The organism is Methanoculleus sp., from assembly GCF_030019085.1.
Taxonomy (GTDB): Archaea; Halobacteriota; Methanomicrobia; order Methanomicrobiales; family Methanoculleaceae; genus Methanoculleus.
In genome coordinates, this window is the sequence record NZ_JASEFJ010000022.1 from 1 (window position 1) to 25,096 (window position 25,096).

21 protein-coding genes, 1 tRNA gene and 1 rRNA gene are annotated in these 25,096 nt (G+C 60.6%); 11 read left to right on the forward strand and 12 right to left on the reverse strand.

The genetic code is table 11. The features are described 5' to 3' along the window. The 4 genes from QMC91_RS08555 to QMC91_RS08570 form a co-directional block, all read right to left on the reverse strand. Positions 1-424 (reverse strand): 16S ribosomal RNA (locus tag QMC91_RS08555); the annotation flags it as partial. 817 nt (positions 425-1,241) lie between these two features. Then, positions 1,242-2,006, reverse strand: a complete 765-nt coding sequence (locus tag QMC91_RS08560; RefSeq protein WP_300237701.1) for a segregation/condensation protein A — start codon at positions 2,004-2,006, stop codon at positions 1,242-1,244. Continuing rightward, positions 1,999-5,442: a chromosome segregation protein SMC gene (gene smc / locus QMC91_RS08565; protein ID WP_300237703.1), complete on the reverse strand. Its 3,444-nt coding sequence runs from the start codon at positions 5,440-5,442 to the stop codon at positions 1,999-2,001. Before smc ends, QMC91_RS08560 begins: the two co-directional genes overlap by 8 nt. 14 nt (positions 5,443-5,456) lie before the next feature. Then, the gene (locus QMC91_RS08570; protein ID WP_300237705.1) at positions 5,457-6,074 is read right to left on the reverse strand and encodes a hypothetical protein; all 618 of its coding nucleotides are present in this window, start codon (positions 6,072-6,074) and stop codon (positions 5,457-5,459) included. A gap of 211 nt (positions 6,075-6,285) precedes the next feature. On the opposite strand from QMC91_RS08570, the gene glyA reads away from it, so the two are divergent. The 4 genes from glyA to cofE are packed head-to-tail and all read left to right on the forward strand — an operon-like array spanning position 6,286 to position 10,002. Beyond that, positions 6,286-7,557 (forward strand): serine hydroxymethyltransferase, encoded by a 1,272-nt coding sequence (gene glyA, locus QMC91_RS08575; protein WP_300237707.1) that lies wholly within the window; start codon positions 6,286-6,288, stop codon positions 7,555-7,557. Next, positions 7,554-8,405 carry a bifunctional methylenetetrahydrofolate dehydrogenase/methenyltetrahydrofolate cyclohydrolase FolD gene (folD, locus tag QMC91_RS08580; protein ID WP_300237709.1) on the forward strand — a complete coding sequence of 284 codons (852 nt, stop codon included), beginning with the start codon at positions 7,554-7,556 and terminating at the stop codon, positions 8,403-8,405. Before glyA ends, folD begins: the two co-directional genes overlap by 4 nt. Continuing rightward, positions 8,381-9,199 carry a dihydropteroate synthase gene (gene folP, locus QMC91_RS08585; RefSeq protein ID WP_300237711.1) on the forward strand — a complete coding sequence of 273 codons (819 nt, stop codon included), beginning with the start codon at positions 8,381-8,383 and terminating at the stop codon, positions 9,197-9,199. Before folD ends, folP begins: the two co-directional genes overlap by 25 nt. Continuing rightward, positions 9,196-10,002, forward strand: coding sequence for a coenzyme F420-0:L-glutamate ligase (gene cofE / locus QMC91_RS08590; protein WP_300237713.1), 807 nt, complete (start codon positions 9,196-9,198; stop codon positions 10,000-10,002). The genes folP and cofE overlap by 4 nt, the downstream gene beginning before the upstream one ends. Here cofE and cofC read toward each other — a convergent pair. Further along, the gene (cofC, locus tag QMC91_RS08595; RefSeq protein WP_300237715.1) at positions 9,928-10,575 is read right to left on the reverse strand and encodes a 2-phospho-L-lactate guanylyltransferase; all 648 of its coding nucleotides are present in this window, start codon (positions 10,573-10,575) and stop codon (positions 9,928-9,930) included. The genes cofE and cofC overlap by 75 nt on opposite strands. Positions 10,576-11,176: 601 nt before the next feature. On the opposite strand from cofC, the gene cofG reads away from it, so the two are divergent. From cofG to QMC91_RS08620, 5 genes are read left to right on the forward strand one after another with little or no spacing between them, the layout of a single operon-like run. After that, a complete protein-coding gene (gene cofG, locus QMC91_RS08600; RefSeq protein WP_300237717.1) occupies positions 11,177-12,172 on the forward strand; it encodes a 7,8-didemethyl-8-hydroxy-5-deazariboflavin synthase CofG in 996 nt (331 codons plus the stop codon). A 42-nt stretch (positions 12,173-12,214) separates the two neighbouring features. Then, positions 12,215-12,940 carry a phosphoribosylaminoimidazolesuccinocarboxamide synthase gene (gene purC / locus QMC91_RS08605; RefSeq protein ID WP_300237719.1) on the forward strand — a complete coding sequence of 242 codons (726 nt, stop codon included), beginning with the start codon at positions 12,215-12,217 and terminating at the stop codon, positions 12,938-12,940. Beyond that, positions 12,937-13,179, forward strand: coding sequence for a phosphoribosylformylglycinamidine synthase subunit PurS (gene purS / locus QMC91_RS08610; protein ID WP_300237721.1), 243 nt, complete (start codon positions 12,937-12,939; stop codon positions 13,177-13,179). Before purC ends, purS begins: the two co-directional genes overlap by 4 nt. Positions 13,180-13,182: 3 nt before the next feature. Further along, positions 13,183-13,914: a phosphoribosylformylglycinamidine synthase I gene (gene purQ / locus QMC91_RS08615; protein WP_300237723.1), complete on the forward strand. Its 732-nt coding sequence runs from the start codon at positions 13,183-13,185 to the stop codon at positions 13,912-13,914. Beyond that, positions 13,911-14,192: a ferredoxin-thioredoxin reductase catalytic domain-containing protein gene (locus QMC91_RS08620; protein WP_300237725.1), complete on the forward strand. Its 282-nt coding sequence runs from the start codon at positions 13,911-13,913 to the stop codon at positions 14,190-14,192. The genes purQ and QMC91_RS08620 overlap by 4 nt, the downstream gene beginning before the upstream one ends. 676 nt (positions 14,193-14,868) lie before the next feature. Here the strand turns inward: QMC91_RS08620 and QMC91_RS08625 are convergent. The 7 genes from QMC91_RS08625 to ppsA are packed head-to-tail and all read right to left on the reverse strand — an operon-like array spanning position 14,869 to position 23,199. After that, positions 14,869-16,524, reverse strand: coding sequence for an AarF/UbiB family protein (locus tag QMC91_RS08625; RefSeq protein ID WP_300237727.1), 1,656 nt, complete (start codon positions 16,522-16,524; stop codon positions 14,869-14,871). A 27-nt stretch (positions 16,525-16,551) separates the two neighbouring features. Continuing rightward, positions 16,552-17,727 (reverse strand): MFS transporter, encoded by a 1,176-nt coding sequence (locus QMC91_RS08630; RefSeq protein WP_300237729.1) that lies wholly within the window; start codon positions 17,725-17,727, stop codon positions 16,552-16,554. 7 nt (positions 17,728-17,734) lie between these two features. Next, positions 17,735-18,346, reverse strand: coding sequence for an METTL5 family protein (locus QMC91_RS08635; protein WP_300237739.1), 612 nt, complete (start codon positions 18,344-18,346; stop codon positions 17,735-17,737). After that, positions 18,346-19,293: a diphthamide biosynthesis enzyme Dph2 gene (gene dph2, locus QMC91_RS08640; RefSeq protein ID WP_300237731.1), complete on the reverse strand. Its 948-nt coding sequence runs from the start codon at positions 19,291-19,293 to the stop codon at positions 18,346-18,348. The genes QMC91_RS08635 and dph2 overlap by 1 nt, the downstream gene beginning before the upstream one ends. After that, on the reverse strand, positions 19,277-19,828 hold the full coding sequence (hpt, locus tag QMC91_RS08645; protein WP_300237733.1) for a hypoxanthine/guanine phosphoribosyltransferase: 552 nt from the start codon (positions 19,826-19,828) through the stop codon (positions 19,277-19,279). Before hpt ends, dph2 begins: the two co-directional genes overlap by 17 nt. Next, on the reverse strand, positions 19,821-20,918 hold the full coding sequence (gene mfnA, locus QMC91_RS08650) for a tyrosine decarboxylase MfnA (protein ID WP_300237741.1): 1,098 nt from the start codon (positions 20,916-20,918) through the stop codon (positions 19,821-19,823). The genes hpt and mfnA overlap by 8 nt, the downstream gene beginning before the upstream one ends. Continuing rightward, the gene (gene ppsA, locus QMC91_RS08655) at positions 20,911-23,199 is read right to left on the reverse strand and encodes a phosphoenolpyruvate synthase (protein ID WP_300237735.1); all 2,289 of its coding nucleotides are present in this window, start codon (positions 23,197-23,199) and stop codon (positions 20,911-20,913) included. The genes mfnA and ppsA overlap by 8 nt, the downstream gene beginning before the upstream one ends. A 94-nt stretch (positions 23,200-23,293) precedes the next feature. On the opposite strand from ppsA, the gene serA reads away from it, so the two are divergent. Both serA and QMC91_RS08665 read left to right on the forward strand, forming a co-directional pair. Continuing rightward, entirely contained in the window at positions 23,294-24,877 is a 1,584-nt protein-coding gene (gene serA, locus QMC91_RS08660) for a phosphoglycerate dehydrogenase (RefSeq protein ID WP_300237737.1), read from the forward strand. Between the two features lie 104 nt (positions 24,878-24,981). After that, positions 24,982-25,055, forward strand: a tRNA-Val gene (locus QMC91_RS08665). The last annotated feature ends 41 nt before the right edge of the window (positions 25,056-25,096 follow it).

Consider the following 25,096-nt stretch of genomic DNA (forward strand, 5'->3'; position numbering starts at 1 on the left):
CTTCTTAGACTCCCGAAAAGCCGCCGATCTAAGATCAGCGGCACTTGGGGTCCCCCCGTCACGCTTTCGCGCATTGCGGAGTTTTCGCGCCTGCTGCGCCCCGTAGGGCCTGGATTCGTGTCTCAGAATCCAACTCCGGGCTCTTGCTCCCACAACCCGTACCGATTATCGGCTTGTTGGGCCGTTACCCCAACAACAACCTAATCGGCCGCAGATCCATCCTAAGGCGCCGGAGCTTTCGGTTACAGGGCATTCCAGCATCTGTAACCTATAGGGTATTATCCTCAGTTTCCCGAGGTTATCCCCTTCCTTAGGGCAGGTTATCCACGTGTTACTGAGTAGTACGCCGAGGGCCGAACCCTCTCGACTCGCATGGCTTAATCGAACCCCGATAGCAGTGACCTCTGGCAGGATCAACCAGAATTTGGAAGTATGCACACTACTAAACCTGGGAGGAATTAGCGGTTACTGAACAAATTTCCGCATTGCCAATGCCAACGTCAGAATCAACCCGCGTCAGAGCGCGGTCTCGTTGATTCTCCATCAACAGGGAAACAATGTTTGTTATCTATCTATTTAAACATATGTTTCCTGCATCAGATCCGAGGCCCATTGCTCGAACCTTCATACCAGTCCCGGTCACAGGGAAGACTGCACCTGAACCGGCACAGAACTTCAATCCGTGCAGGAATTTATGTTTATAACACATGGTATATAAACATTATCCCCGCACCGGACTCCCCCGCCAGCCAGACCCACAATCCACCGGCCTGCACACGGGTTCACCCGATGGGTGTAACCTGCCCGCGCAGACAGTCATATGGCTGAACCAGCAGGAGATATACACTGTCAACCTTTTATCAGACCCGATTCGGACGTCGGGCCCTCATAACGGTTGAGGGGAGAGGATCAGACCACCCCAGAGGGCTGCACGATCCCCTGCCCTGACAACACAGCCTTACTATGTTGCCATCAGTGTTATATATACATTTCCCTGCCCCGTCGGATCCAGGCTCATAACCTGGACCCCCATAATGGTCGGGACAATCCCCGGATTTCCGTGTCGATAACACAGATCCCGGTGAAGAATCACTCCCGACCTGACCATCACATATTGATGCCACTGCTATTTATACATTTACCCTGCCGGGGACTCAGGCCTCAGATCTTAATAAGAGCAGTGACCGGCCAGACAGGACAACGGCAGATCCACCTTGCGCGCCGATCTGCAGGGCCACGGATCACGCCAGATCAGGATCACCGCGGGCATCCTCCGGGCCATCGCCAGCAACCCGCTCCCCGACATAGACCTCACCAAAGAACTCGTCCTGCCAGATCTCGAGTTTTCCCTCGAGCATCAGAAATAGCAGCGGGATGTAAACATCGCGCCGCGACTCTCCCATCTCACTCGAAAGCCGTTCAAGCGTGACAGCACCACCGCTCGCGGGTGCGGCGCGCTGGAACCCCTCCATAACGGCCGCCACAGCGCTCTGATAACCCTCATCGTGCGCCACCGAGACGACATCCCCCGCACTGAGGTCAAGATCCGGTTCCGTTGCAAGAGGCGCCCGTCTCCTCTGCCTGCGGCGCTGCTCCTTCTCCGCTGTCTTCAACTGCTTGATCAGCTCATACAGAGTGACGGGAAGACGTTTTCGCAGGTTTTTCCGGCCCAGGCGGCGCTGGATCTCACGTTCCAGACGCTCAACGGGCTCGACCTCCCCCCCATCATCGAGATCAAACCCCGCATACCCCCAGGGCTCCTCGTCCTCAACATCAAACGCCTCCTCAGCCCCATCATCATCCTGCGCGTCCAGATACTCCGATTTGAGGCGCAACAGGCACGCAGCGTAGAAAAGGGTCCTCCCGGAGACCCTCAGATCAAGCCTCTTGCGACGCTCAAGCTCGGCAAGAAACCGATCGGTCACATCGACTATATCGATGTTCCAGGGATCGACCTCGCCACGCTCGGCCATACCGACCAGGATCTCTACAGGCTCCTCATCCATTGTCCTGCACACCGGTCACGTAGGTGCTCTTATCGGCACGGGTCGTCACGCCGAGGATACGGTCAGCGCGCTCGATCATCGGTTTCCTGAGCGAGACTATGATCGACTGTGCGTTCCCCGAGAGTTCGCTCATCATGTCAGCGATCCGGCCGACATTGCTCCCGTCAAGGAACATATCCACCTCGTCCAGCGCGTAGAAAGGCGCGGGCATGTACTTCTGGAGAGAGAAGATGAACGCAAGCGTTGTGAGCGACTTCTCTCCCCCCGAAAGCGCTGACAGGAGGTGAACCTTCTTCCCGCGCGGCTGCACCGCAAACGTCAGCCCCCCGGAGAAAGGATCTTCCTCGTTATCGAGAACCAGCCTCCCGCTCCCATCGGTCAGGCGCGCAAAGATCTCCTGGAAATTCGCATCGATCTCCTTAAACGCCGTCATGAAAGCGTCATACTTCATCCTCTCGCACTTCTCGATCCGCTCAAGGAGCATCTCACGCTCCCGGGAGAGCACCTCTTTCCTCCGGGTCCGCTCCTCAACGCGCGCCGCAACCCGGTCGCACTCCTCGATCGCGAGCATATTGACCGCGCCGATCTTCTTTAACGCCCGCTCTGCCGCCGCGATGCCCGCATCGATGGCGGCAAGATCGAGATCGGTCTCAACACCACCGGCCTGCTCTCTGAGGTCAGCAAGTTCCTGGAGAAGCGAACGTTCCCGTTCTTCGAGCGCCTCAACCTGCATCCGGCTGCGCTCCATCTCAGACGAGATCTTGAATACCTCCTGCTCGAGCGCCCGGATCTCTTCAAGGATCCGATCGCGCGTCTCGTGCAGCCCCGCGAGTTCGTCGGAGAACTCCTTCTGCCGGGTCTCAAGTTGCACGATCAGGCGACGGTTCTCATCTATCTGCTCCTCCGTGGCCTTTATCTCGCTCTCAATCTGCCGGTTCTTCTCCTCCAGGCGGCTCCGTTCCGCCGCAAGTTCCTCAATACGGTTTGAGTAGTGCTGGCGCTCGCGCCGGATATCGGTTATATCGGCATCCTTGTTCCGGAGTCGGCGCTCGATATCCTCAACCGTCCGGCGGTAGTTCTCGTAACGCTCTGTGAGCGCCGGAACCTCGGTATCGTCAAGTTTCTTCTTGAGGTCGTCAACCTCGGCCGAGATCTGCGCGATCTCGGCGGATGTCCGCTCAAGGTCGGCCTCAAGCCGGGCCAGTTCTTCGCTGCCGGTCTTCACACCATCGATCAGTTCGCGCCGGTTCTCCTCGAGCGTATGCTTCTCACCGGCAAGCACCTCGACCCGCTTCTGAAACTCATCAAGGAGCATCCTATATCTTGCAATCTGCTCCTCGATCGAGCTCCGTTCCGCCCGTTTCGCCTCCGCAGCCAGAGCAAGTCTGCCGATGGAAGCCTCGATCTCACCGGCCTCCGCCTCCAGTTCGGCAAGCCTCGCGCGGACGCGCGCTACCTCGTCGTCGACCGCCACACCGAACCCGCGCACCTTCTTTGCCTGGGATCCTCCGGTCATGGCACCGCTCCTCTCGACAAGATCGCCCTCCAGCGTGACCATCTTGTAGCGGCCCATCAACCTGCGTGCGCGGTCAAGGGTATCCACCACGACCGTCGAGCCAAACACCACCCGGAACGCGCGATCGAACGCCGGGTCAAACTCCAGGAGATCGACCGCATACCCGATTATCCCGGGCTCCGCCCCGAGCGGCTGGAGAACCGGCGGCCGGAGTTTGTTGAGCGGCAGGAACGTTACCCTGCCGAGACGGTTCTCCTTCAGGTACTTGATAGCCTCCGCCGCCACCGAGTCGGTATCCACAACGACCCAGCGGAGTCGGCCCATCGCCGCCACATCGAGTGCGGTCGCATACTCCGGCGGAGCGCGCCCGAGCTGCGCCACCGTCCCGTGGACACCGTCCATGCCAAGGACGTAGTCCATCGCCTTCCCCCCCGCATCGCCGTGCGCCTGCTGCTGCGCCTCAAGTCGCATCAGGGTCTGCTCGTTCTCCCGGACCTCTTTCTTCAGCCTATCGAGTGCTGACCGGCGCGCAAACAGAGTGCTCTCCGTCTCAGAGAGATCGCGCTCGACCCGCCGTTTCTGCTCCTCGCAGTCAGCAAGGCTGGAGGAGTAGTCCGCGAGCTGGGCCTGTTTGTTCGCAAGTTCTTCCTCGATCTGGCTTATCCGGGCGTCCAGACGCTCCCGCTCAGACGACCGCATCCGGCTCTTCTCGATGAGGAGATCCTTCTCGCGGAGGATCTGCGCCCTGAGTTCCTTTCTGCTCTCGAGGTCCTGCAACCGGCTAAAGAGCCGATCCTTCACACCCTCAACCTCCCGGCTCTCGGCCGCTATCCGCTTCTCGATCTCCTTCATCTCGTCGCGCTTCGCCGCCAGTTCCATCGCAAGGTTCGACCTGTCGATCGAGAGGTTACGCAGGCTCTCAGCGCATTCCTGGACCTTTGTCTCAGCGCGCTTGCTGTCCATGTAGACCCGCTGGATTGTCCCGGCATTCTCCTCCAGGCTCGCCTTCAACCGCTCTATGCTCTTCTCCCCGAGCCTGATCGCGCCCCGCGCCTCTTCAAGCCTCCCGACAAGTTCAACGTACTCAGGACCGCTCTTCCGGCTGATCTCCCCCTCGATCCCCTGCTGCCGGGTTCGCGCCTCCTCGATCCTGGCCCGCACAGCCTCAATCTCAGCCGTGCTACGCTCCATCGCCGCCCGGTGATCGTGCATAAGACCCTGGAGGGTAACGATCTCCTGCTCCTTCTCCCGGACAAGAGCCGCGCCCCGACAGCGGTTGAGGTGATCGAGTTCGTCCTGCCACCGCCGGTACTCCAGCGCCTGCTCTCGCTCGTGCTGAAGCGTATCCAGTCGCGCTGCAAGCTCGTGCAGCAGGATCTCTTCACGATCGAGTCGTTCGCGCACCACCTCCAGTTCCGAGAACGCCTGCTCCCGCTTCTGATCAAACTCGGCAACGCCCGCAATCTCATCGATGATCTTCCGCCGCTCGGTGTCACTCATCTCCATGATGCGGGTTACATCGCCCTGCATCACAACGTTGTAGCCCTCCGGTTTGATCCCGATCCTTGCCAGGAACTCGATAACGTCGGACTGCTTGCAGAGACGGTTGTTGAGATAGTTGTAACTGTAGTAACCCGTCGGCGTCCGCTTTATCCTGCGGCGGATGGTCGTGCCGTCCGAGAACGTGATCGTCACCTCAGCGGTGTTCTTCCCGGAGTTGACGTTGATGAGATCGGTCAGTTTCTCCGCCCGCAGCCCCCGCGCACCCGATAGAGCAAGGACAAAGAGAATGCTATCGATGATGTTGCTCTTTCCGGAACCATTCGGGCCAGAGATGACAGTAAACCCCTCAAAAAAGGGAATTTTAGTCTTTCTGGCGAAAGACTTGAAATTGTCGATCTCAAGGTGCGTTATGTGCAAGAATGGGGCTCCTTTCACCTGCGATCGAGATCTACCGTGTCGTCCTCTTCGGCCTGGATGAGATCATTGACGGGGCGCTTCCTCTGCTCAACAAAGACCTTCCGGTCAGACGACTTACCCCCCTTCTTCCCGGGCTTCGTCAGGAGATCCCGCGTTCCGGTGCTGGCAACGATGTACTCCGATGAAGTGCGTTTTGGCTCCGGTTTCAGCGTCCCGTCGTTCTGCATGATCATCTCAAAGTCCTCCTCGTCAGGAACCTTTTCCTGCGGAACCGGCCTTGACTGCCGCTTCTCCGCCGGACGCGCCTGGCTTCTGGGTTCGACGGTGCGCGGTTCTGCTCTGAGTTCCTGCGTGGGCCTTGCCGCAGCAGGATGCGTGGGGGGCCTCCTCTCCCGGCGCTCATCCGTCTCCTTTACAAGTTTCATCGCCACAGTCTTGACGTCCAGGACCTCTTCTGTCAGGCCTTTCACCAGTGCATCGAGCTCGCGCACTTTCCGCTCCAGTTCACGCAGGCGTTCTTCGTCAACCCCCGCAACCGGCAACTGCTCCCGTTCCTTCATCATCTCCATCTCCTTCTCGCGCTCCGCAAGTTCCCGCTCAAGAAAATGTATCCTCGCATCCTTCTGCGCCATTATCTCCCTCAAACTAATCCTTGATAATAATTATGTAATAATATTACTATAGATTCCTGAATTGAAGAATTATCTCGCAACTTGAGGACAGTACCACCAGAAAGACTCATGGCTCCGGTGGTGGGGTGAAAACGGCGCTCCATCAATCCGCAAGGTAAAAACTCTGTACAAAAGAAAGAATATTACCTCAACGGAGCAACCCTTTTTCTGCATGTCTAGTCTGGCAAACTTTGATCCAGAGATCGCAGACCTCATCGAGAAAGAGCGCCTGCGTCAGATCAATGGGCTGGAATTGATCGCCTCCGAGAACGTCGTCAGCAAGGCAGTCCTGGAGGCGATGGGTTCTATAATGACCAATAAATACGCCGAGGGTTACCCCGGCAAACGATACTACGGAGGCTGCGAGTTTCACGACGTCGTGGAGAACCTGGCGCGCGACAGGATGTGCCAGGTCTTCGGGGCCGAACACGCAAACGTCCAGCCTCATTCGGGTAGCCAGGCAAACCAGGCGGTCTACTTTGCCTACCTCGGCTACAAGGACCGGATAATGAGCCAGAGCCTCACCCAGGGCGGCCACCTCTCCCACGGTTCGCCGGTAAATATCACCGGCCGCTGGTACTCCATCTTCCACTATGGCGTGGACCCCAGGACAGAGACGCTCGACTACGCTGTAATCGAAGACCTGGCGCGGCTGGTCAAACCGCAGATGATCGTCTGCGGCGCGAGCGCCTATCCACGCGAGATAGATTTCAGGGCGTTCCAGGAGATCGCCGATACCGTAGGTGCGCGGTGCATGGCCGATATTGCCCACATTGCCGGACTCTGCGCAACCGGATACCACAACTCTCCTGTAGGCGTTGTCGATATAGTGACGACTACGACTCATAAGACCCTGCGTGGCCCCCGCGGCGGTGCGATCATGTGCAGCAAAGAGGATGCACAGACAATCGACAAGTCTGTCTTCCCGGGGATGCAGGGCGGTCCCCTGATGCACATCATCGCCGCAAAGGCGGTCTGTTTCAAGGAGGCCATGACCCCGGCATACAAGGAATACTGTGGCCAGATCGTCAGGAACTCGCGCACTATGGCCAGGGTCCTTGCCGAGGAGGGGCTTGATCTGGTCTCCGGCGGCACCGATAACCATCTCATACTCCTCGACCTTACCGGGGTCTCGGCAAACCATGAACACCTCACGGGGCTTGCAGCCGAGACCGCGCTCGGTGAGGCCGGGATCACCGTGAACAAGAACACCATCCCCCGCGAGCAGCTCAGTCCCTTTGTGACGAGCGGGCTACGTATCGGCACGCCGGCCGTCACCTCCCGCGGCATGAAAGAGAGGGAGATGGAACAGATCGCCCACTGGATAGCGACGGTGATAAAGGACATCGCTAGAGATAGAACCTCGAAGAAGGCGATCAACGAGGTGAGAGAAGAGGTCATCGCTCTCGCGAGCAAGTATCCCCTTTACCCTGAAGTAGCATGATACTCGACGGCAAAGCAGTCTCGGAGAAGAGGCTTGAACTCCTGAAGGAGAAGATAGAAGAATCCGGGCTCTACCCACGGCTGGCAACCGTCATCGTGGGTGATGACCCGGCATCACAGATGTATGTCCGGATGAAGCACCGGGCGTGCGAAAGGGTTGGGATCGGATCGATCGGGATCGAGCTCCCGGCGGACGCATCCAACGAGCGGGTGCTCGAGGCGGTTGCGCGGCTTAACAACGACCCGGACATCAACGGCATCCTTGTCCAGCTCCCCCTCCCGGCCGGCGTGGACGCAAGGCGTGTGATAGACGCGATATCGCCGGATAAGGACGTGGACGGGTTCCACCCCTGTAACATTGGCAGGCTGTTCTCTGGAGATCCGCTCTTTGCCCCCTGCACCCCGCAGGGGATCATGACGATCCTGGAGGAGTACCATATCCCGACCGCGGGAGAGCACGCGGTAGTCATCGGCCGGAGCATCGATGTGGGAAGACCCATGGCCGCCCTGCTCCTGAACGCCGATGCGACCGTTACTATCTGTCACTCAAAGACGAGAGACCTGAAAGGCGAGGCACGGAGAGCCGATATCCTTGTCAGCGCGGTCGGGAAGGCGAGGTTCGTCGGGCCCGATATGGTGAAAGAAGGGGCGACTGTCATCGATGTCGGCATAAACCACGACGAAGATGGAAAACTCTGCGGCGATCTCGACTTCGAGGCGGTGAAGGACCTCGCAGGGGCGATAACCCCGGTTCCGGGCGGCGTCGGCCCCATGACCATCGCGACGCTGATGGAGAACACATTCAAGGCCGCCAGGCTGAGAGCATGCAGCAGCATCACTGCCAGGTGAACGGCCTGCGGATCGGCGGCGATGCCCCGGTTCGGTTGATGGGGGTTATCAACTGCAGCCCAGAGTCGTTCTACCGGGGGTCATACGCCCCGGCCGGGAATGTTCGCAACCGTGCTCTTGCAATGGTTGAATCCGGTGCCGATATGGTTGACCTCGGGGCGCGGAGCACCGCTCCGGGATCTCGCCCGATCACCCTTGCGGAGGAGGCTGCCCGTATGGATAAGGCGCTCACGGAACTGGACGGGACGGGGGTCACCGTATCGGTGGACATCCAGCACCCGGAGGTGCTCGAGGTCTGCCTCCGCCACGATCTCCATGCTGTGAACGATATCACGGGGCTTGCCGGGGAGCAATTCGCACGGGCTGTCGCCGACTCGGGGCTACCGGTATTTACCATGGCGAGTCTTCGCCGGCCGGGCGATGCCGTGGGGCTCGCCGCCACCCGCAAGGCGCTTGAAACTGTCGTTGAGCGGTGTTCGCGGTTCGGGATCGAGGACTACGTGCTTGACCCGGGTATCGGCCGGTGGGTTCCGGAGCGGACGAGCGAGGATGACTGGGAACTCTGCCGGAACTTTCAGTCGTTCCTGGACTTCGGCCGGCCGGTTCTTGCAGCGGTCTCCCGTAAGACGTTCATCGGGTATCTTCTCGGAAAGCCGCCGGAGGGCCGGCTCGCTGGCACCCTTGCGCTAACAACGATGCTGGTGGCGGCGGGGGCGTCCGTCGTCCGGAGCCACGATGTCCCGGAGACCGCTGACCTCCTGCGGGTTTACGCGAAGATGAGGCAGGGGAGATGACGCCACCCTCTTTCTCGGTCTACGGGATCGCGACCCCTCTGCTTTACCCCGGCGATGATATCGCGGAGAGGCTCCTTGAGGCCGTCGCACGGTCAGGCGCGGGGGAGTTTAAGACCGGTGACGTTCTCGCGGTTGCGGAGTCAGCGCTGGCAACAGCGGAGGGGCGGGTCGTGAATCTCGCTGATATCGAGCCTTCAGAGGAGGCGCTCCGCCTCGCCCGGGATTACCGGATAGACGCCCGTCTCGCCGAGGTGGTGCTCCGGGAGAGCGACCGGGTCGTGGGCGGGATACCCGGGTTCCTGCTCTGCATGAAGAACGGGACGCTCCTCCCGAACGCGGGGATAGACGCCTCAAACGCTCCCGCAGGTTCGGTCGTCCTCCTGCCCCTTGACCCTGACGCCTCGGCGGCGCGGATACGTTCTGCGATCTCCGAGCGGACGGGGGCCGATCTGGGGGTTATAGTCATCGATTCCCGGACGCATGCGATGCGACTTGGATGCAGCGGGGTTGCTATCGGGTGTTCGGGGATCCCATCGGTGATAGATGAGCGCGGGAGAAAGGATCTCTTCGGCCGCGAACTTCAGGTAACAAAGAGGGCGGTTGCAGACTGTATAGCCTCTGCCGCTGAACTCGTGATGGGGGAGGCTGATGAGTGTGTGCCGGCGGCGGTTGTACGGGGGACGGGGTTACCCATCGGCGACTACACCGGGGTTGCCACAATAGACGCGTCAGAGTGTCTCTTCATGGGGGTTGCGCTTCACGCCGACCCGTCCTTTCTCGTCGATAGCAAGAGAGAACCCTGAGTTCTCCAGGTAATCTCTGCTCTTTCTCCCTTTTCCGTGGATGAGGATCTCTACGAGATCCTCTTTCTCGTCGATATCGGTCGACATCCGGAACGAGTCGATGACCTCGACGGAGAACCCGCACTCTTCTGCAACCCGCAGGTGGTCAAGGAAACTCGCACCGTAGAAGTCGGCGTGGAAGCACTGCGGTTTTTTGAGGAAGATCACGTTCGTCCCTCCGCCGCGCCCGGGGACGATGGCCATGTCCTTCTCCGTCCTGATCAGCCGCTGGATATCCCCGGCCGTCACCAGGGGTATGTCAGCCATGATGATGAGCGCCGGGCAGTGAAACTGGCGGAGCGCCCAGTTGATGGCATCGTTGAGGGGTTCTGTCCGGACAGCGATGAGCGCGTTATCGTGCTTGAAGGGGTGGGTGCAGAGCAGGGTGGCGCTGCACCCCGATCTCCGGGCGGCGGCGATCACGTCTTCAAGCATCGCCCGGGCGAACGCCTCCCGCTCTTCCTGGTTTAAGATGCAGGATAGGCGCGTCTTCGGGTTCACAGGCTTGAAGGGGATGAGCGCGTGGAAGTACATCGGAAAAACAGTTGAGGGGGCAGCATCAAAAAGCCATCGCTATCCTCGAGCCTGGAAAGACCGGGCTCGAGTATTCCTGAATACCAGCGCGCCTGGAAGCAGAGGGACATGGTCTGCAAGGACGGACAATTCCGCTCGAAAGTTGAGACGTCTCGCAAGAGGGGGAGGAAACTTCCACCACCGCCCCCTGTCCTGACGGTTCACCGGAAGGGTGTTTTAACCTCTGGAAAAACCCCATCACCCGGCCGCTTCGCGCCTCCTCCCGCCCCCTTCAAAGGGGGAAGGGCAGTGATCGGTGATAGACCGGATGGCTGTGCCAGGTAGGGTTTCACCCTGATGCTGGAGATGCACTCCCTGGCACGGTACCGATGGAGGATCACAACGCCGTGGGGAGGGGGCGGAACGCCCCCGCCCGGCCATGCCACGGAGCGGCGACAGGATTTTTCCAGGGGGTCTCACCGGGAGATGAACAGCCGCACACCTGCCTCCTGGTCCCGACCGGACGGTGGTTCTTTCCGCCCCGTCAAAACCCCCGCAGGTCTCTTTGCCGTCCCGCGTCTCCTCCCGAAGGTTCATGAAGGAGGGGGGCGGAGATCTATCCATGCACCGGCGCGTCATAACCTTCTCGAAGAACGTTTTTCTTCCCCTGACAACTGTCTGCGCAAACCACTGTGGCTACTGCTATTTCCGCACCCCGGTTCAGGAAGGCTGCATCATGCCGCCAGAGGAAGCGAGCCGGACGCTTGAAGGAGGCGCCGCCCTCGGTTGCACCGAGGCCCTCTTCACCTTCGGAGAACGGCCCGGCGCTGTCCCGGGGTTCTCCGCGATGCTCGAACGGCTCGGCTACCATGACATCCTGGACTACGTCTACGACCTCTCCCTTGAGGCCATAAGGTGCGGTCTTCTGCCGCACACAAACGCCGGTATCCTCACCTACCAGGAACTCGACCGGCTTCGAACCGTGAACGCCAGCATGGGGCTGATGCTTGAGACGACCGCCGACGTCCCTGCGCACCGCAACTCCCCCGGCAAAGACCCGGCGGTGAGGATTGAGATGATCGAGAACGCCGGTAAACTCTCTATCCCGTTCACCACCGGTATCCTGCTCGGGATCGGCGAGACGATGGACGACCGCGAGGAGTCGCTCCGGGTCATCCGTGACCTCCATCGGCGTTACGGCCACATCCAGGAAGTGATCGTCCAGAACTTCTGCCCGAAGCCAGGAACGCCGATGGCGGATGCGCCGGCGCCGGGCACTGACGAGATCTGCGCGACGATATCCCTTGCCAGGGAGATCCTGCCAGCGGACGTGGCCGTCCAGATACCCCCGAACCTGGCGGACGCTTCGCTTCTGATCGGGTGCGGTGTCAACGATCTCGGGGGAGTCTCCCCGCTGACCATCGATTATGTCAACCCCGAACACCCCTGGCCTCAGATCGAGGAACTCAAACGGATTGTGGGGGACGCCGAACTCCGCGAACGCCTCTGCATCTACCCGCAGTACATCGAAAGGGGCTGGTACCCGCCGCTGCTCGAACCCCTGATCCGGCACCTCGCAGAGAGGATTGCCGCCCCCCCTCAGGATGAGGGAGCATAACCTCATCAAGAATCCCGCTCAACACATATCGGAGTTCTGCGCATGAAACAGGTTGACCTGCTCTACAGTGGGAAGGCTAAATCCGTCTACCGCACCGACGACCCCGGGGTCTACATCATGAAGTTCCGGGATGATATAACAGCATTCGACGGCGAGAAGAAAGATACTCTGGGCGGGAAAGGAAGGTACAACGCTGAAGTCTCATCCTTCTTCTTCAGGTACCTGGAAGAGCACGGCATCCGAACACACTACCTGGAGAGCATCGACGCCGCCAGCATGGCGGTGCGGGCACTTGAGATGATCCCGCTCGAGATTATCGTGAGGAACATAGCGGCCGGGTCTCTCGTGCGCAAATACCCATTCCGGGAGGGCGAACCGCTCGACCCTCCGGTGATAATCATCGACTACAAGAGCGATCTCCATCACGACCCGATGCTTAACGACGACCTGATCTTTGCCCTCCGTCTTGCCACGCCCGAGGAACTCGACCAGATCAAGGCAACGGCGCTCGCAGTAAACGAGATACTCCGGGAATACCTTGATGCACGCGGGGTCACCCTTGTCGATTTCAAACTCGAGTTCGGCCGCGAGAGAGGTGATATCGTTCTCGGGGACGAGATCAGCATGGACTCGATGAGACTCTGGGACAAAGAGACCGGAGCGTCTCTCGACAAGGACGTTTACCGGTTCGGGAAGGGCGATGTTATGGAGGCGTATGCCACTGTTGCAAAGCGCATACTCTCCCGGCCCGGAGGTGAGACTGCATGAAGTATACCGTTACAATAACCATCCGACTGAAAGAGGGGATGCTCAACCCGGAGGCACGTGCCATCCAGCATGCCCTCAAGAACCTGGGGTTCCAGACCGAGGACCTGAGCACGGCGAGACTCTTCCGGATCACGCTCGAAGCCCCGGACGCTGAGGCGGCCCGGAAGACGGCAAGGCAGATGTGCGACCGGCTCCTGGCAAACCCGGTCATCCACGAATACACGATTGAGGTCGAGTGAGGTATGAGGTTCGCTGTGGTGCAGTTCGGCGGGAGCAACTGCGACCGGGACACACACCACGTCCTTGTCGACGTCTGCGGGGTCGATACCGATCTCGTCTGGTACAAAGACGGGTTTGCCCGCCAGTACGATGCGGTGGTGCTCCCGGGCGGGTTTTCCTACGGCGACTACCTCCGGGCGGGGGCGATCGCCGCCAGAACCCCGATCATGGCCGAGGTCATCAGGTACGCGAGGGCCGGTGGCCTGGTGCTGGGGATCTGTAACGGCGCCCAGATTGCCTCGGAGGCAGGGCTGGTGCCAGGGGTCTTCACGCTGAATGCCTACCCAAAGTTCATATCGCGGCACGTCAACCTCCGGGTCGAGAATACCACATCGCCGTTCACGATGCTCTACCGGGAAGGAGAGGTGATCCGGATACCGATCGCACACGCGGAGGGGCGTTACGTCGCTCCGCCGGGAGAGATTGAGAGACTGAACCGTGAGAAGCGGGTCGCGTTCCGATTCTGCGACGAGCAGGGGAACGTGGGACCGGAGAGCAACCCGAACGGCTCGATTGAGAGTATCACCGGCATCCTCTCGGAGAACAGAAACGTCCTCGCGATGATGCCGCACCCGGAGCGCGCAAGCGAGGCGGTTCTCGGGTCAGAGGATGGGGTCAAAATCTTTAACTCGATGATAGCCTATATCGAGAAGTACGGGAGAAGAAGCCCCACACGACAGGAGAAGAGAACATGACCGAAGATAACATTGAAGCGGAGCGTAACAGGGCAAAAGAATATGCAAAGGAGAGGGGCTACATCTTAAATCCCGATGAGAGACAGCTGGAGACCGTTATCCGCGGGCTTGTCAGGAACAAGGAACGGTTCGGGGCGGCATACTGCCCATGCAGGCTCCGGAGTGGCGACCCCGAGAAAGATCGGATCATCATCTGCCCCTGTATCTACCACGAGCAGGAGATCGAGGAGCAGGGGGCCTGCCACTGCAAGCTCTTCTTCAAGAAGAAGTCCGAGTGACCCTCTTTTTCCTTCTGGCCCCTGGCCATAAACCGGATCCGGTGCCGATGGAGATCAGGGACGCTTAACCCCGGTCCTGATTATGGGTGGAGGGCAACAGGGTATCAGCAACCTCTCCTATGACGTAAGGAGTCCACCCCTCCGGGATACTGTAACCGCAGGGAGGGGATGAAACTTCAAGGAGGTTTCCCGGCGGCAAGCGGGCGCGTGGATTCAGCCCCGGAAACAAACGGTATCTCTGCCACATCGTCAAACACTCCACGGGAAAGCCGTGACATGGAGACCGGGTTTTCCAGAAGATGTCCACCATGATGCACCCGGAGATGCTCCTCACTCGCACGGGATCTAGTGGAGTGTCGCCACATCCAAAACCACCTGGATCCCGGGCCATATTTTGCCGTTAGATCCACACTTCAAGGCTCAAGGATCGCTCCTCTTGCAAAGGTATACCCGCCCTGAGGCCGGATATTAGATCCCGGCAATTTAAAACCGTGAAAAATGTGTATCATCTGCGTTGTTGGCGGGGGAGACCCTGGAGAAGACCCATGCACGGCCTTCCAGGGTCTATCGCGGCCGGGAGGTGAGGGGGTTCAACTCCCTGCCCGAAAATAGACTGTTCTGTTGAGCCGTCGGGACAGGGGAGAGGAGGGGCCTGGCCCGGCGGCACCCAAAAAGTTCATTTCTGCCGCTTTAACGCCCTTCTGTGCCTGAAAGCATCATAAACCGCGTAGAACCCGATCAAAACCGCGATGACATAACCAAACGTCGCAAGAACCGAGATCGACTCCGGGATCTGGACCTCGGCCACCCCGAGCACCAGCGACGAGCCCACAACTATCGCGGCGACCACAAGCCCGACAAGGATTTTGTCGCTCGTCCGGTCGACGATGCCGGCGATAGCGTTGAGGTCACGATCCTCGATCTCGAACTTGATCGTCCCCTCCGAGACTGTCCGAAGCGCCTCGTTCACGTATCCAGGAAGTGCAAGCAGACCCCCGGCCGCGCCTGCAAGCGACCGCACCGCACCCTCCAGGGTTTCCGCAGAGAACCGCTGCCTTGCCGTAATGTCCGTCAGGTATGGCCGGAGCCGGCGATCGAAGTTGAAGTCCGGGTCAAGCCTGACACCGACATCCATCACCATCACGATCACCTTCATTATCAGCATCAGGTTCGAGGGCACCCGGATATGATACCGCCGGAGGGTATCGGTCAGCCCCCGGATCGCGAACGCAAAGTTCACCTGCTTCAGTTTCGTCTCCCGGTAATCCAGGAGGGTCAGGTAGAGGTCGTCTTTTACGTCATCGATGTCCTCCCGCCTGATCCGAACCCCCAGGTTCTCGAGCGCGGCAAGCACCCCGGCGACGTCCGTCCTGCTCATCGAGAGGAGAAGGTCCACAAAGACCTTCCTCTTCTCCGGCCGGATGACGCCGACGATACCGTAATCCAGGACAGCGATCTCCCCCTGCCGGGTCACCAGCAGGTTGCCCGGGTGGGGGTCGCCGTGAAAGAACCCATCGACAAAGACCTGCTTGAGGTAGGCGCGAAACCCGATCTCGGCAATCTCTACCGGGGAGATACCCATGGCGCGGATGGCCTCCACGTCATCGATCCTGACACCCTCGATGTAGTCCATCACAAGCATCCGGGGGCCGGAGATTTTCCAGTAGATCCGGGGGATCCTGAGACCCGGAACTTCTTTTAAATTCCGCCTGAGACGCTCCGCGTTAATCCCGTCCTGGGTGAAGTCCAGTTCCCGCCGGATCTGGATTGCAAACTCCTCCACCATCCCCACAGCGTTGTAGATCTGGAGGTCCGGGAACATCGACTCCAGCCTGGCCGCAAGCGACTGGAGGATCAGGAGGTCGGTCTCGATCAGGTCGACTATCCCCGGGCGCTGCACCTTGAGGGCAACCACGTGCCCGTCCTTCAGGATAGCGCGGTGCACCTGCGAGAGGGACGCCGCTGCTACAGGTTCTTCCTCGATCAGGTCGAAACAGTCCTCCAGGTTCCCGCAGTAGTCCATGATCACAGGCCGGATCTCCTCAAACGGCAGGGGTTCAACCCGGTCCTGGAGCCTCTGCAGTTCCTTGATCAGTTCGGGCGGGAGGAGTTCACGCCTGGTGCTCATGATCTGGCCGAACTTGATGTAGGTCGGCCCCAGCTCCTCTATAGCAAGCCGGATCCGCTCGTAGATCGATCTTTTCTCCTGGGGACGTTTCTGGAACACCCGAAGCCGGTCGGCCCCAGGAATGACCTCCTCGACCAGGACCCCGAACCCGTATTTGACCAGCACATCCGCTATCTGGCGGTACCGCCGGAACCGAGTGACCATCACGGAAGATTCTGCGCTTCGGGTAGATTAATGGATTGGTGAACCTGAACCACCCCGCGAGAACGACTTCCAGGGGTAGGGGACGGCAAGGAAGAGTAACACCGAGAGGACGATCGCAAGCGGGATTGTCATCAGCCCCACCTGGAGCGAGGTCTGGTCGGAGATCAGGCCCGTGAGCGCGACCCCGAGACCGCCAACACCGACGGAGAGACCGAGCATCAGCCCGGAGACCAGGCCGACGTTTGCAGGGGCGATCTCGTGCGCCATCGCCACGCTGACCGCAAACGTCGACCATAGAGCAAACCCGAAGACCATCAGCGCGACGAGAGATACTGTTCCGCCCGCCATGAGGAAGACCAGGAACGGCGGGACGGCGGCTATGAGACCGAGGATGGTGTAGTCCTTGCGGCCGTAACGATCTGAGAGGGAGCCACCGACAACCTGGCCGACGACGCCGCATATCAGCATCCCCGAGACCAGCAGGTTCGCGGTCACGAGGTCGATCCCCCGGAGGGTGAGGACGGTTGGGAGGTAGGCAACCGACCCGAAGATCGCCCAGGCACGCAGACCCGAAGCCGCGACCATGAGCGCGATAGGCCGATACGATGCCCGGGCAACCGGCGTGGCGGAGGGGCGGACTCCGGTGCGGCGGTCAGGTGGTGGCAGAATACGCCGTAGAACCACCGACATAGCAATACCGGGTACGGCCAGGATGAGGAGCCCCGGCAACCCCATCAGCCCGACGACCACCCCGGCGCAGATGGGGCCCAGCGCGTAACCGAGGTTCCCGCCGATCACAAAGTAGGAGGTGACTCTCCCACGGACGGCGTCCCGGGTCAGGTGGCTGACCGTCCCGAGGGCGCTCGGGTGGAACAGGGCGTGTCCGAACGCCGCGATGGCGACCGACGCGACGATCAGATAGTAGTTCCCGAGCAGTCCAACTATGGATATGAACGTTGCACTGATCAGAACGGTGATGCTGATATGGACGGCAAGCCCCTTATTATCGTAGAACCAGCCTGCAACCGGCTGAAGGAAGGACGAGGTCAGGTTGTAGACGGTGACGATCAGCCCTGCAAGGAGGTAGGAGTAACCCTGCTCTGCGATCAGGAGCGGGAGGATTGCGGGAAGGACCGGCGAGTAGAGGTCGGTCACAAGGTGGGCAGCGGAGAGCCCCCAGACCGGTTTTGTATCGGCAGCCACGGTTAAGTCAGATCCTTCGTAAATGTATGACCTCAACCGTGATATCCACTCGGTCTCTGCGGTGGTGGGCAAACGTCCGCCGCATGGGAAACTCGCAGCGGATAACCTCCTCTACAACCGCCCGGCCCTCCGTATATGCGGCCACAAACGCCGCCGAACCCTGGTTGAAGATGCCGTAGACCTCGCCAGCAAGTTCAAGTGCCCTGTCGATGAACGGCCGGTCGGCATGAACCTTCTGCGCTCCAAACGGCGGGTTCATCACGACGGTATCAGAGGCGAACCGATCCCACTCAAGACTGCTGTCGCGGACGTCGGCCACCAGGAACTCGATATCCAGACCGAGTCGGTCGGCGTTCCGCCGGGCGACGGCTACCGCTGCAGGGTCTATATCAAGACCGGTCACGGCCGACGCCCCGAGGAGCGCAGCGCCGCAGGCCAGGACACCCGTCCCGCACCCGGGGTCAAGGACCCTCCTCCCCTCGATTGCGCCCTGCATGGCGGCGTGATGGAGGAGGCGGGCCGCTACCGGTGCTGGAGTCCGGTACTGCTCAAGTCGAGAGGTCGGCCGCTCGAAGCCTTCCAGGCGTTCGAGTTCCATCTCAAGGTGACGCAGGTTCATCATGGCGCGAGAAACTCGTCGATGGTATAATCGTCCAGGGAACGCGCACCGCAGAGTATCTCAAACTCCGGCGGCGCCAGCACCGGAACGGGGAACCGCACCTGGTCATCGTAGGCGAGCCTCGGGCACGCGGTGTTCACATAGGCCTCAAACCCGAGATCGAGGAGAGCGTCGGGCGTGACCTCGCGCATAACGACGAGGAACGCCCTCTCCGAGAGGCCGACGAGTCGTCTGGCCAGGTCAAGCCGTCTCTGTCCGCTCCTGCTGCTGAGGATGATCCCGTAGTTTGCGGCGTCCCGTGCCCTCTCCATCAGAGCGGCGCGACGCCTGACCAGCCGTTCGGCATCGACCTCCTGCGCCTGGCCGGTGAAGGGGTCGAGCGCCACAACCCTGGCACGGGTCGAAAGCCGGATCCCGATGGGATGGAACAAACCCGTCCCGACAAACAGGATCTCGTCCGCCCCGGTCGCCCGCGCGGCGGCAAAGTTGCAGCCGAGCACCTGCCCCGCGACCGGAGTCCGGCTATCGCCAGGGGCGACCACCGCCTCGACCCCGTGCTCCCGAAGGGCGGCCACCATCCCGTCGAGGAGGTGGGCGTGCTGGATGGTGGTGACAAGACCGATGCGGCGGGCGTTGAGGAGAGGAACGACCGTCTCGAGTACGCCGGGATCAAAATCGATCCGAACCGGTTCGTAGACCACGTCAGCACGCTCCTCCACCGGGGCGTGACCGAAGTGAACCAGAACGTCGGCGTATGCCAGGGCATCGAGCGCAAGGTCGCAGCCACCGTAACAGGGATCACCGCTGATGATCACCTCAAACCCCGCATCACGGAGCGCGGCAGCTGTCCCCGGCGCCTCTCTTGCAAGTCCGGCGGGGAACTGGAGAGCGACCCTCCTCACCCCGCGATTGCGGAGTTGCTCGATGAGATCAGGTACAGGGATCAACAACACGCACCCGGTCTGCCGAGACCTCGATCCTGACAAGCGTCTTGTACGGCCGGCCGATATCCGCGTCGCCCCTGCCGATGACGACACAGACATCGGCGATCTCTGCACCCACCTGCCCGAGGGCGCTGATGAGGGCTCTGAGAGTTCCCCCTGTACTGCAGACGTCGTCGATCAACACAACCCGGTCGCCGGCGCCGACACCGTTCAGGTAGAGTTCTCCCTTCGAGTAGCCTGTGGTCTGGTGGACGGCGACCTCGCCGGGGAGACCGTAAGAGCGTTTCCGGACGACCACCAGCGGTATATCGGTCATAAGGGAGAGGGTGACACCGATGTGGATCCCCATCGCCTCGCAGACGACGATCTTCTCGACCCTTGAGAGGTCGAGGACACGCACCATGGCACACCCGATCTCGCGGAGGAGTGCGGGCTCAAGGAGCGGCACGCCGTCGGTGATCGGGTGGATGAAGTAGTTGTAGTCTCCCCTCTTCATGACGGGAGACGTCTCCAGGGACTGAATAAGGCGTTCAAGCATTCAAATCACACATATCTGCCAGGAATTCTTCGACAACGTCGCGTGTGACGTGGGGCATGCAGACTATCCTCATGTGGCCCTGCCGGGTCGTAGAGACCCGCCAGCCCCGGGGTGCACGCTTGCAGTGGAAGGTCGCCACGTTGACGTCCGGGGTCACGGCCCGCGGGTAGCCAAGCGTCTCCATCCCCTCGATCAGACGCCGGCAGTTCTCCATGCACCCCGAGACCACGGCCTCCATGCCGTCCCTCCCCATATACTCGAGGACAGCGACCGCCGCGGCCACCGGAGCGCCCGGTCGGGTGCCGGCAAGGGTACACTCCCGCTTCACCGTAAGGTAGGGGGTATCGACGTTGAGGGACGAGAACCAGGCCGGGTCGCGAACCAGGAGACAGCCTGCCGGGATGGTGCTCATCCCCATCTTGTGAGGGTCGATGGATATCGAGGAGACGCCGGGGAGCCGGAAGTCAAACGGGATCGGCCGGTCCAGGAACGGGACGACCATGCCGCCAAACGCGGCATCGACGTGGAGAAAGAGATCCCGGTCAAGGGCGATCTCCGAGAGGCGGGCGATGGGGTCGACCATACCGTATTCGGTCGTCCCGACGACACCGACAAGAGCGATAGTGTTTGCGTCGACAAGGTCTTCGACCATCTCTACGTCCATCCGGAACTCGCGGTCGAGCGGCACCGTCCGTGCCTCAAGCCCGAGCATATCGCAGGCCTTTGTGAACGAGAAGTGGCCCGATGCCGGCATCACGACGTTGGGGTGGTTCACCGGTTTAAGTTTCTTTGCTATCCGGAGCGCCTGGATGTTTGACTCTGTCCCGCCGCTCGTCGCGTAGCCTCCGGCATCCGGGTGGTGCATCAGAGACCCCAGGCGCTCGACGAGGAGATCCTCAAGCGCGGACGTCCCGGGGAAGAGGCCGGGGTCGCCCAGGTTCGTCTCCAGGAACATAGCGTGTGCGCGCACCGCGACCGGGTGAGGCGGGGTGCACATCGAGCTCAGGATACGTTGATACCCAAGGTCATCCTGTCGTTTTGATGAGAGAAAGGAGAATAGATCCCCCTCCGAACACCCAACGTCACGCATCTCTTCTCGCTGCATCAAGGAGGATCTGTTTCTCTTTCCGTGCAACGGCCTCGCGGATCCGCGAAACCGCATCTATGTTTGCCGAGACGCTGGAGATACCGTGCTCAACGAGCCAGGTGACCATACGGGGGTCGGAACCGGCCTGACCACAGATGGAGCACTCGACGCCGTGCCTGCGGCAGGCGCTGATGGCGTAGTCGATCAGGCGGAGGACCGCAGGGTGCTCTGGCTGGTACATCCAGGCTACGTTCTCGTTGTTCCGGTCGATTGCGAGGGTATACTGGATCAGGTCGTTCGTCCCGAAGGAGGCGAACCGGATCCCGGCACGGATGAAGTCCTCGATCAGGACGACGCTGCTCGGGATCTCGATCATTATTCCGAGGGTGACGTTGTCGACATCGACGCCCCAGTCCCTCATCATCGCCCGTGCGCGGGTGAACTCGTCAGGGTGGTTTACCATGGGGAACATCACGCCAAGGTTGTCGTACCCGGCCGCCCAGAGCCTCTTGAAGGCCTCTACCTGGAGACGGAACTGGTCAGGGGTCTCAAGGTCGCGGCGGATGCCACGCCAGCCAAGCATCGGGTTGTGCTCGATGGGTTCCTCCTCGCCGCCCTCCATGTTCCTGAACTCGTCGGTCGGGGCATCAAGCGTCCTGACCCAGACGGGTTTTCCGGGGAACGCGTCGAGAACGGTCTTGATGCCGGTGTAGAGTTCGGTGACGAACTCTTCTTCGGCGCCATGCTCGATGTACCAGGAGGGTGTCTTGCCAAGCCCCAGGATGAGGTGCTCTATCCGGAGGAGGCCGACACCGTCGGCGCCCGTGGCGGCGGCACGTGCTGCGGCCTCGGGCAGGGAGACGTTCACCTTGACGAGCGTCGCGGTGATTATGGGAGCGGCCGCGACCGCCGCCGGTGCTGCCTTCGATGCCGCCGGTGCCGGGGCCTCCACAGCTCCTTCGTAGACCAGACCCTTCTCGCCGTCGACGGTGACGATCTGGCCGTCTTTCAGGACCTTTGTTGCCTTCTTGGTCCCCACAACCGCCGGGGTTCCGAGTTCCCGACTCACGATTGCCGCGTGACAGGTCATGCCGCCCTCGTCTGTGATGATGGCGCTGACACGCCTCATCGCGGGCACCATGTCGGGGTTGGTCATGGTGGTGACAAGGATGTCACCCTCTTTGACGGCGCTGGTGTCCTTGACGTCGTGGACGATGACCACCCGGCCGCTCGCGACCCCGGGAGAGGCGCCCTGCCCCTGCAGGATCACGGTGCCGAGAGCACCCCTCTTCTTCCCGGTCTCGCCGGCGCGTCTTGCTTCCGGTTGCTTGATCGTTGTTATCGGCCGGGACTGGAGTATGTAGATCTCCTCACCTACGATCGCCCACTCGATGTCCTGGGGGACGCCGTAGTGGTCCTCGGCGATCTTGCCGAGCATGGCAAGCCGTGCTACCTCATCGTCGGAGAGGACGGGGGCTAACCGCTTCTCTGGGGGGGTCTGGATGGTCTTTGTGCCGTGTCGACCTTCAGGCACGATCATGATCGCCTTCTCTGCGATCAGGCGATCGACCACGCGCTCCGTGCGAAGGTCAAAGACGTAGTTATCGGGAGAGACGCTTCCGGAGACGACGGCCTCGCCCAGCCCCCAGGAGGCCTCGATGATCGTGAGGGGCTCCCCGGTGACCGGGTGTGAGGTGAACATGACACCGGACTTCTCGGACGGTATGAGTTCCTGGACAACGACGGCGATGTTCACGCTGCGGTCGTCGAATCCCTGTTTTGCGCGGTAGTAGATGGCACGCGCACCATAAAGAGACGCCCAGCACCGCTGGACGGCGTCAAGCAGGGCGTCATCTCCGACTATGTTTAGAAACGTCTCCTGCTGACCGGCAAAACTGGCGTCCGGGAGGTCCTCTGCGGTGGCGCTCGACCGGACGGCGACGATCGTATTCTCCCCGCCCATCCTGGCGTAGGCCTCGACTATCTCCTGACGGATCCGGTCTGGCATCGCGGCGTTCAGAACGATCTCCCGCACCTCTCGCGAGACCGATTCCAGCGCAGCGGTGTCGTCGACGTCCAGGTTACCCAGCCTGCTAAAGATCTTGTCCTCGATCCCGGCTTCCACGAGAAACCTGCGGAACGCCTGAGCGGTCACCACAAAAGCCCGGGGCACAGGCAGACCGATGGCTGCCATTTCGCCCAGTGAAGCCCCCTTTCCACCCACAGAAGGGATGTCTTCTTTCTTTATCTCTTCAAGCCACAGAACGTTGGGGATTTCCTTCATGCTCGCACCACACATATACTTCTCACCATTGCATAAAAGATTTAGGAGGAAAAAGCATCAAGACATATGATGTTAAATTAGTATGGGTTGAACCGTGAGATATAGAGTGCTGGTCAGCGATCCGCTGGCAGAGGAAGGGCTTGACATCCTTAAAGAGTTCTGCGACCTGGATGTCAAAACCGGGTTGACTGAGGATCAGCTCGTAGATATCATCGGCGATTACGACGCCATACTTGTGCGTTCGGGAACCGAGGTTACGGCCCGGGTGATCGAGGCCGGGAAGAGGCTCAGGTTCATCGGTCGTGCCGGCGCCGGGGTGGACAATATAGATACCGAGGCGGCGACCCGGAAGGGTATCATCGTCGCGAACGCTCCTGAAGGAAACACCCTGGCAGCCACAGAGCACACTATGGCGATGATGCTTGCGCTTGCCCGCAATATTCCCCAGGCGAACGCTTCGCTCAAGAAGGGCGAGTGGAAGCGCTCGAAGTTTATGGGCATCGAGCTTAACGAGAAGGTTCTTGGTATCGTGGGGTTCGGGCGCATTGGCCGCGAGGTGGCGAAGCGTGCCCAGGCGATGGAGATGAAGTGCATCGCCTACGACCCCTTTATCACCAGCGAGCGGGCCGCAAGTCTTGGCGTGGAGATGGTCTCGCTTGAGGAACTCTTCCGGAGGGCGGATGTTATAACCGTCCACACCCCGCTGATCAAGGAGACGCACCACATGATCAACGCCGAGACTATTGCGACGATGAAGGACGGTGTTCGGTTGATCAACTGCGCCCGCGGGGGCATCATCGATGAGAAGGCGCTCGCCGACGGGATTGCAAGCGGAAAGGTTGCCGGTGCTGCGCTGGATGTGTTCGAGAGCGAACCGCCGACGGATTCGCCGGTGATCGGTCTTGAGCAGGTGATCGTCACGCCGCACCTCGGGGCAAGCACTGTTGAGGCGCAGAAGAATGTCGCCATCTCGATCGCAAACCAGTGTATCAGCGTCCTGTCGGGTGGTTCTGCGAAGTACGTGGTGAACGCTCCTATGGTCCCGGCGGAGCAACAGGCGCTGATCGAGCCCTATGCAAGGCTTGCGCAGAAGATGGGTCGGCTTCTCGTCCAGCTCATTGAGGGCAGGCTTGAGTCGATCGAGGTCACATACGGCGGTGAGGCTTCTGAACTCCCGAACACGAAGTTCATCACCCGGGTCATCCTGAAGGGGGTGCTTGACCCGATCCTGCAGGTGCCGGTAAACCTGGTGAACGCTGAGTTTGTGGCAAAGGAGCGTGGTATCCGGCTGAGCGAGACCACCACGGAGGAGGCGCAGGGGTTCAAGAATATCATCACCATCACGGCGAGGACGGACCGGATGACCGAGACTGTGAGCGGTAGCGTCTCCGGCCCGAACCGGGCGCGGATCGTGAGTATCGGGGGCTACATGACCGATCTGACGCCGACGGGGCACGTGGTCATATCCCGCCACACGGATAAGCCGGGTGTCATCGGGAAGGTCGCGACGATCCTTGGCCGGGCGAACGTGAACATTGCGGGGATGCAGGTCGGCCGCCACAGGCCGGGTGAAGAGGCGCTGATGGTCCTGACCGTCGATTCTCCGGTGCCGCCTGAGGCGATGGAAGAGATCAAGCGGGTCGATGGGATCCATACGGCGAAGTACGCGGAGATCTGAACGCGCCCGGTTCTCCCTTATCCCCACCTTTAGGGGGGCGGTTCTGGGCCGGGCGAATGGTTTTATACCAAAAGAGCCAACCTTGTTAATCGTCAGGCTGATGCGGGCTCGTGGTCTAGCTGGTTATGACGTCGCCTTGACATGGCGGAGGTCCTGAGTTCGAATCTCAGCGAGCCCATCACCGTTTTTAAAACGATTGCTTTCTTGAAGTTCTTTCCC

Coding starts and splice junctions, on each gene's coding strand:
- QMC91_RS08560 (WP_300237701.1), bottom strand. CDS start 2,006: ATGGATGAGGAGCCTGTAGAGATCCTGGTCGGTATGGCCGAGCGTGGC.
- QMC91_RS08570 (WP_300237705.1), bottom strand. CDS start 6,074: ATGGCGCAGAAGGATGCGAGGATACATTTTCTTGAGCGGGAACTTGCG.
- glyA (WP_300237707.1), top strand. CDS start 6,286: ATGTCTAGTCTGGCAAACTTTGATCCAGAGATCGCAGACCTCATCGAG.
- folD (WP_300237709.1), top strand. CDS start 7,554: ATGATACTCGACGGCAAAGCAGTCTCGGAGAAGAGGCTTGAACTCCTG.
- folP (WP_300237711.1), top strand. CDS start 8,381: ATGCAGCAGCATCACTGCCAGGTGAACGGCCTGCGGATCGGCGGCGAT.
- cofE (WP_300237713.1), top strand. CDS start 9,196: ATGACGCCACCCTCTTTCTCGGTCTACGGGATCGCGACCCCTCTGCTT.
- cofC (WP_300237715.1), bottom strand. CDS start 10,575: ATGTACTTCCACGCGCTCATCCCCTTCAAGCCTGTGAACCCGAAGACG.
- cofG (WP_300237717.1), top strand. CDS start 11,177: ATGCACCGGCGCGTCATAACCTTCTCGAAGAACGTTTTTCTTCCCCTG.
- purC (WP_300237719.1), top strand. CDS start 12,215: ATGAAACAGGTTGACCTGCTCTACAGTGGGAAGGCTAAATCCGTCTAC.
- purS (WP_300237721.1), top strand. CDS start 12,937: ATGAAGTATACCGTTACAATAACCATCCGACTGAAAGAGGGGATGCTC.
- purQ (WP_300237723.1), top strand. CDS start 13,183: ATGAGGTTCGCTGTGGTGCAGTTCGGCGGGAGCAACTGCGACCGGGAC.
- QMC91_RS08620 (WP_300237725.1), top strand. CDS start 13,911: ATGACCGAAGATAACATTGAAGCGGAGCGTAACAGGGCAAAAGAATAT.
- QMC91_RS08625 (WP_300237727.1), bottom strand. CDS start 16,524: ATGGTCACTCGGTTCCGGCGGTACCGCCAGATAGCGGATGTGCTGGTC.
- QMC91_RS08635 (WP_300237739.1), bottom strand. CDS start 18,346: ATGAACCTGCGTCACCTTGAGATGGAACTCGAACGCCTGGAAGGCTTC.
- hpt (WP_300237733.1), bottom strand. CDS start 19,828: ATGCTTGAACGCCTTATTCAGTCCCTGGAGACGTCTCCCGTCATGAAG.
- mfnA (WP_300237741.1), bottom strand. CDS start 20,918: ATGCGTGACGTTGGGTGTTCGGAGGGGGATCTATTCTCCTTTCTCTCA.
- ppsA (WP_300237735.1), bottom strand. CDS start 23,199: ATGAAGGAAATCCCCAACGTTCTGTGGCTTGAAGAGATAAAGAAAGAA.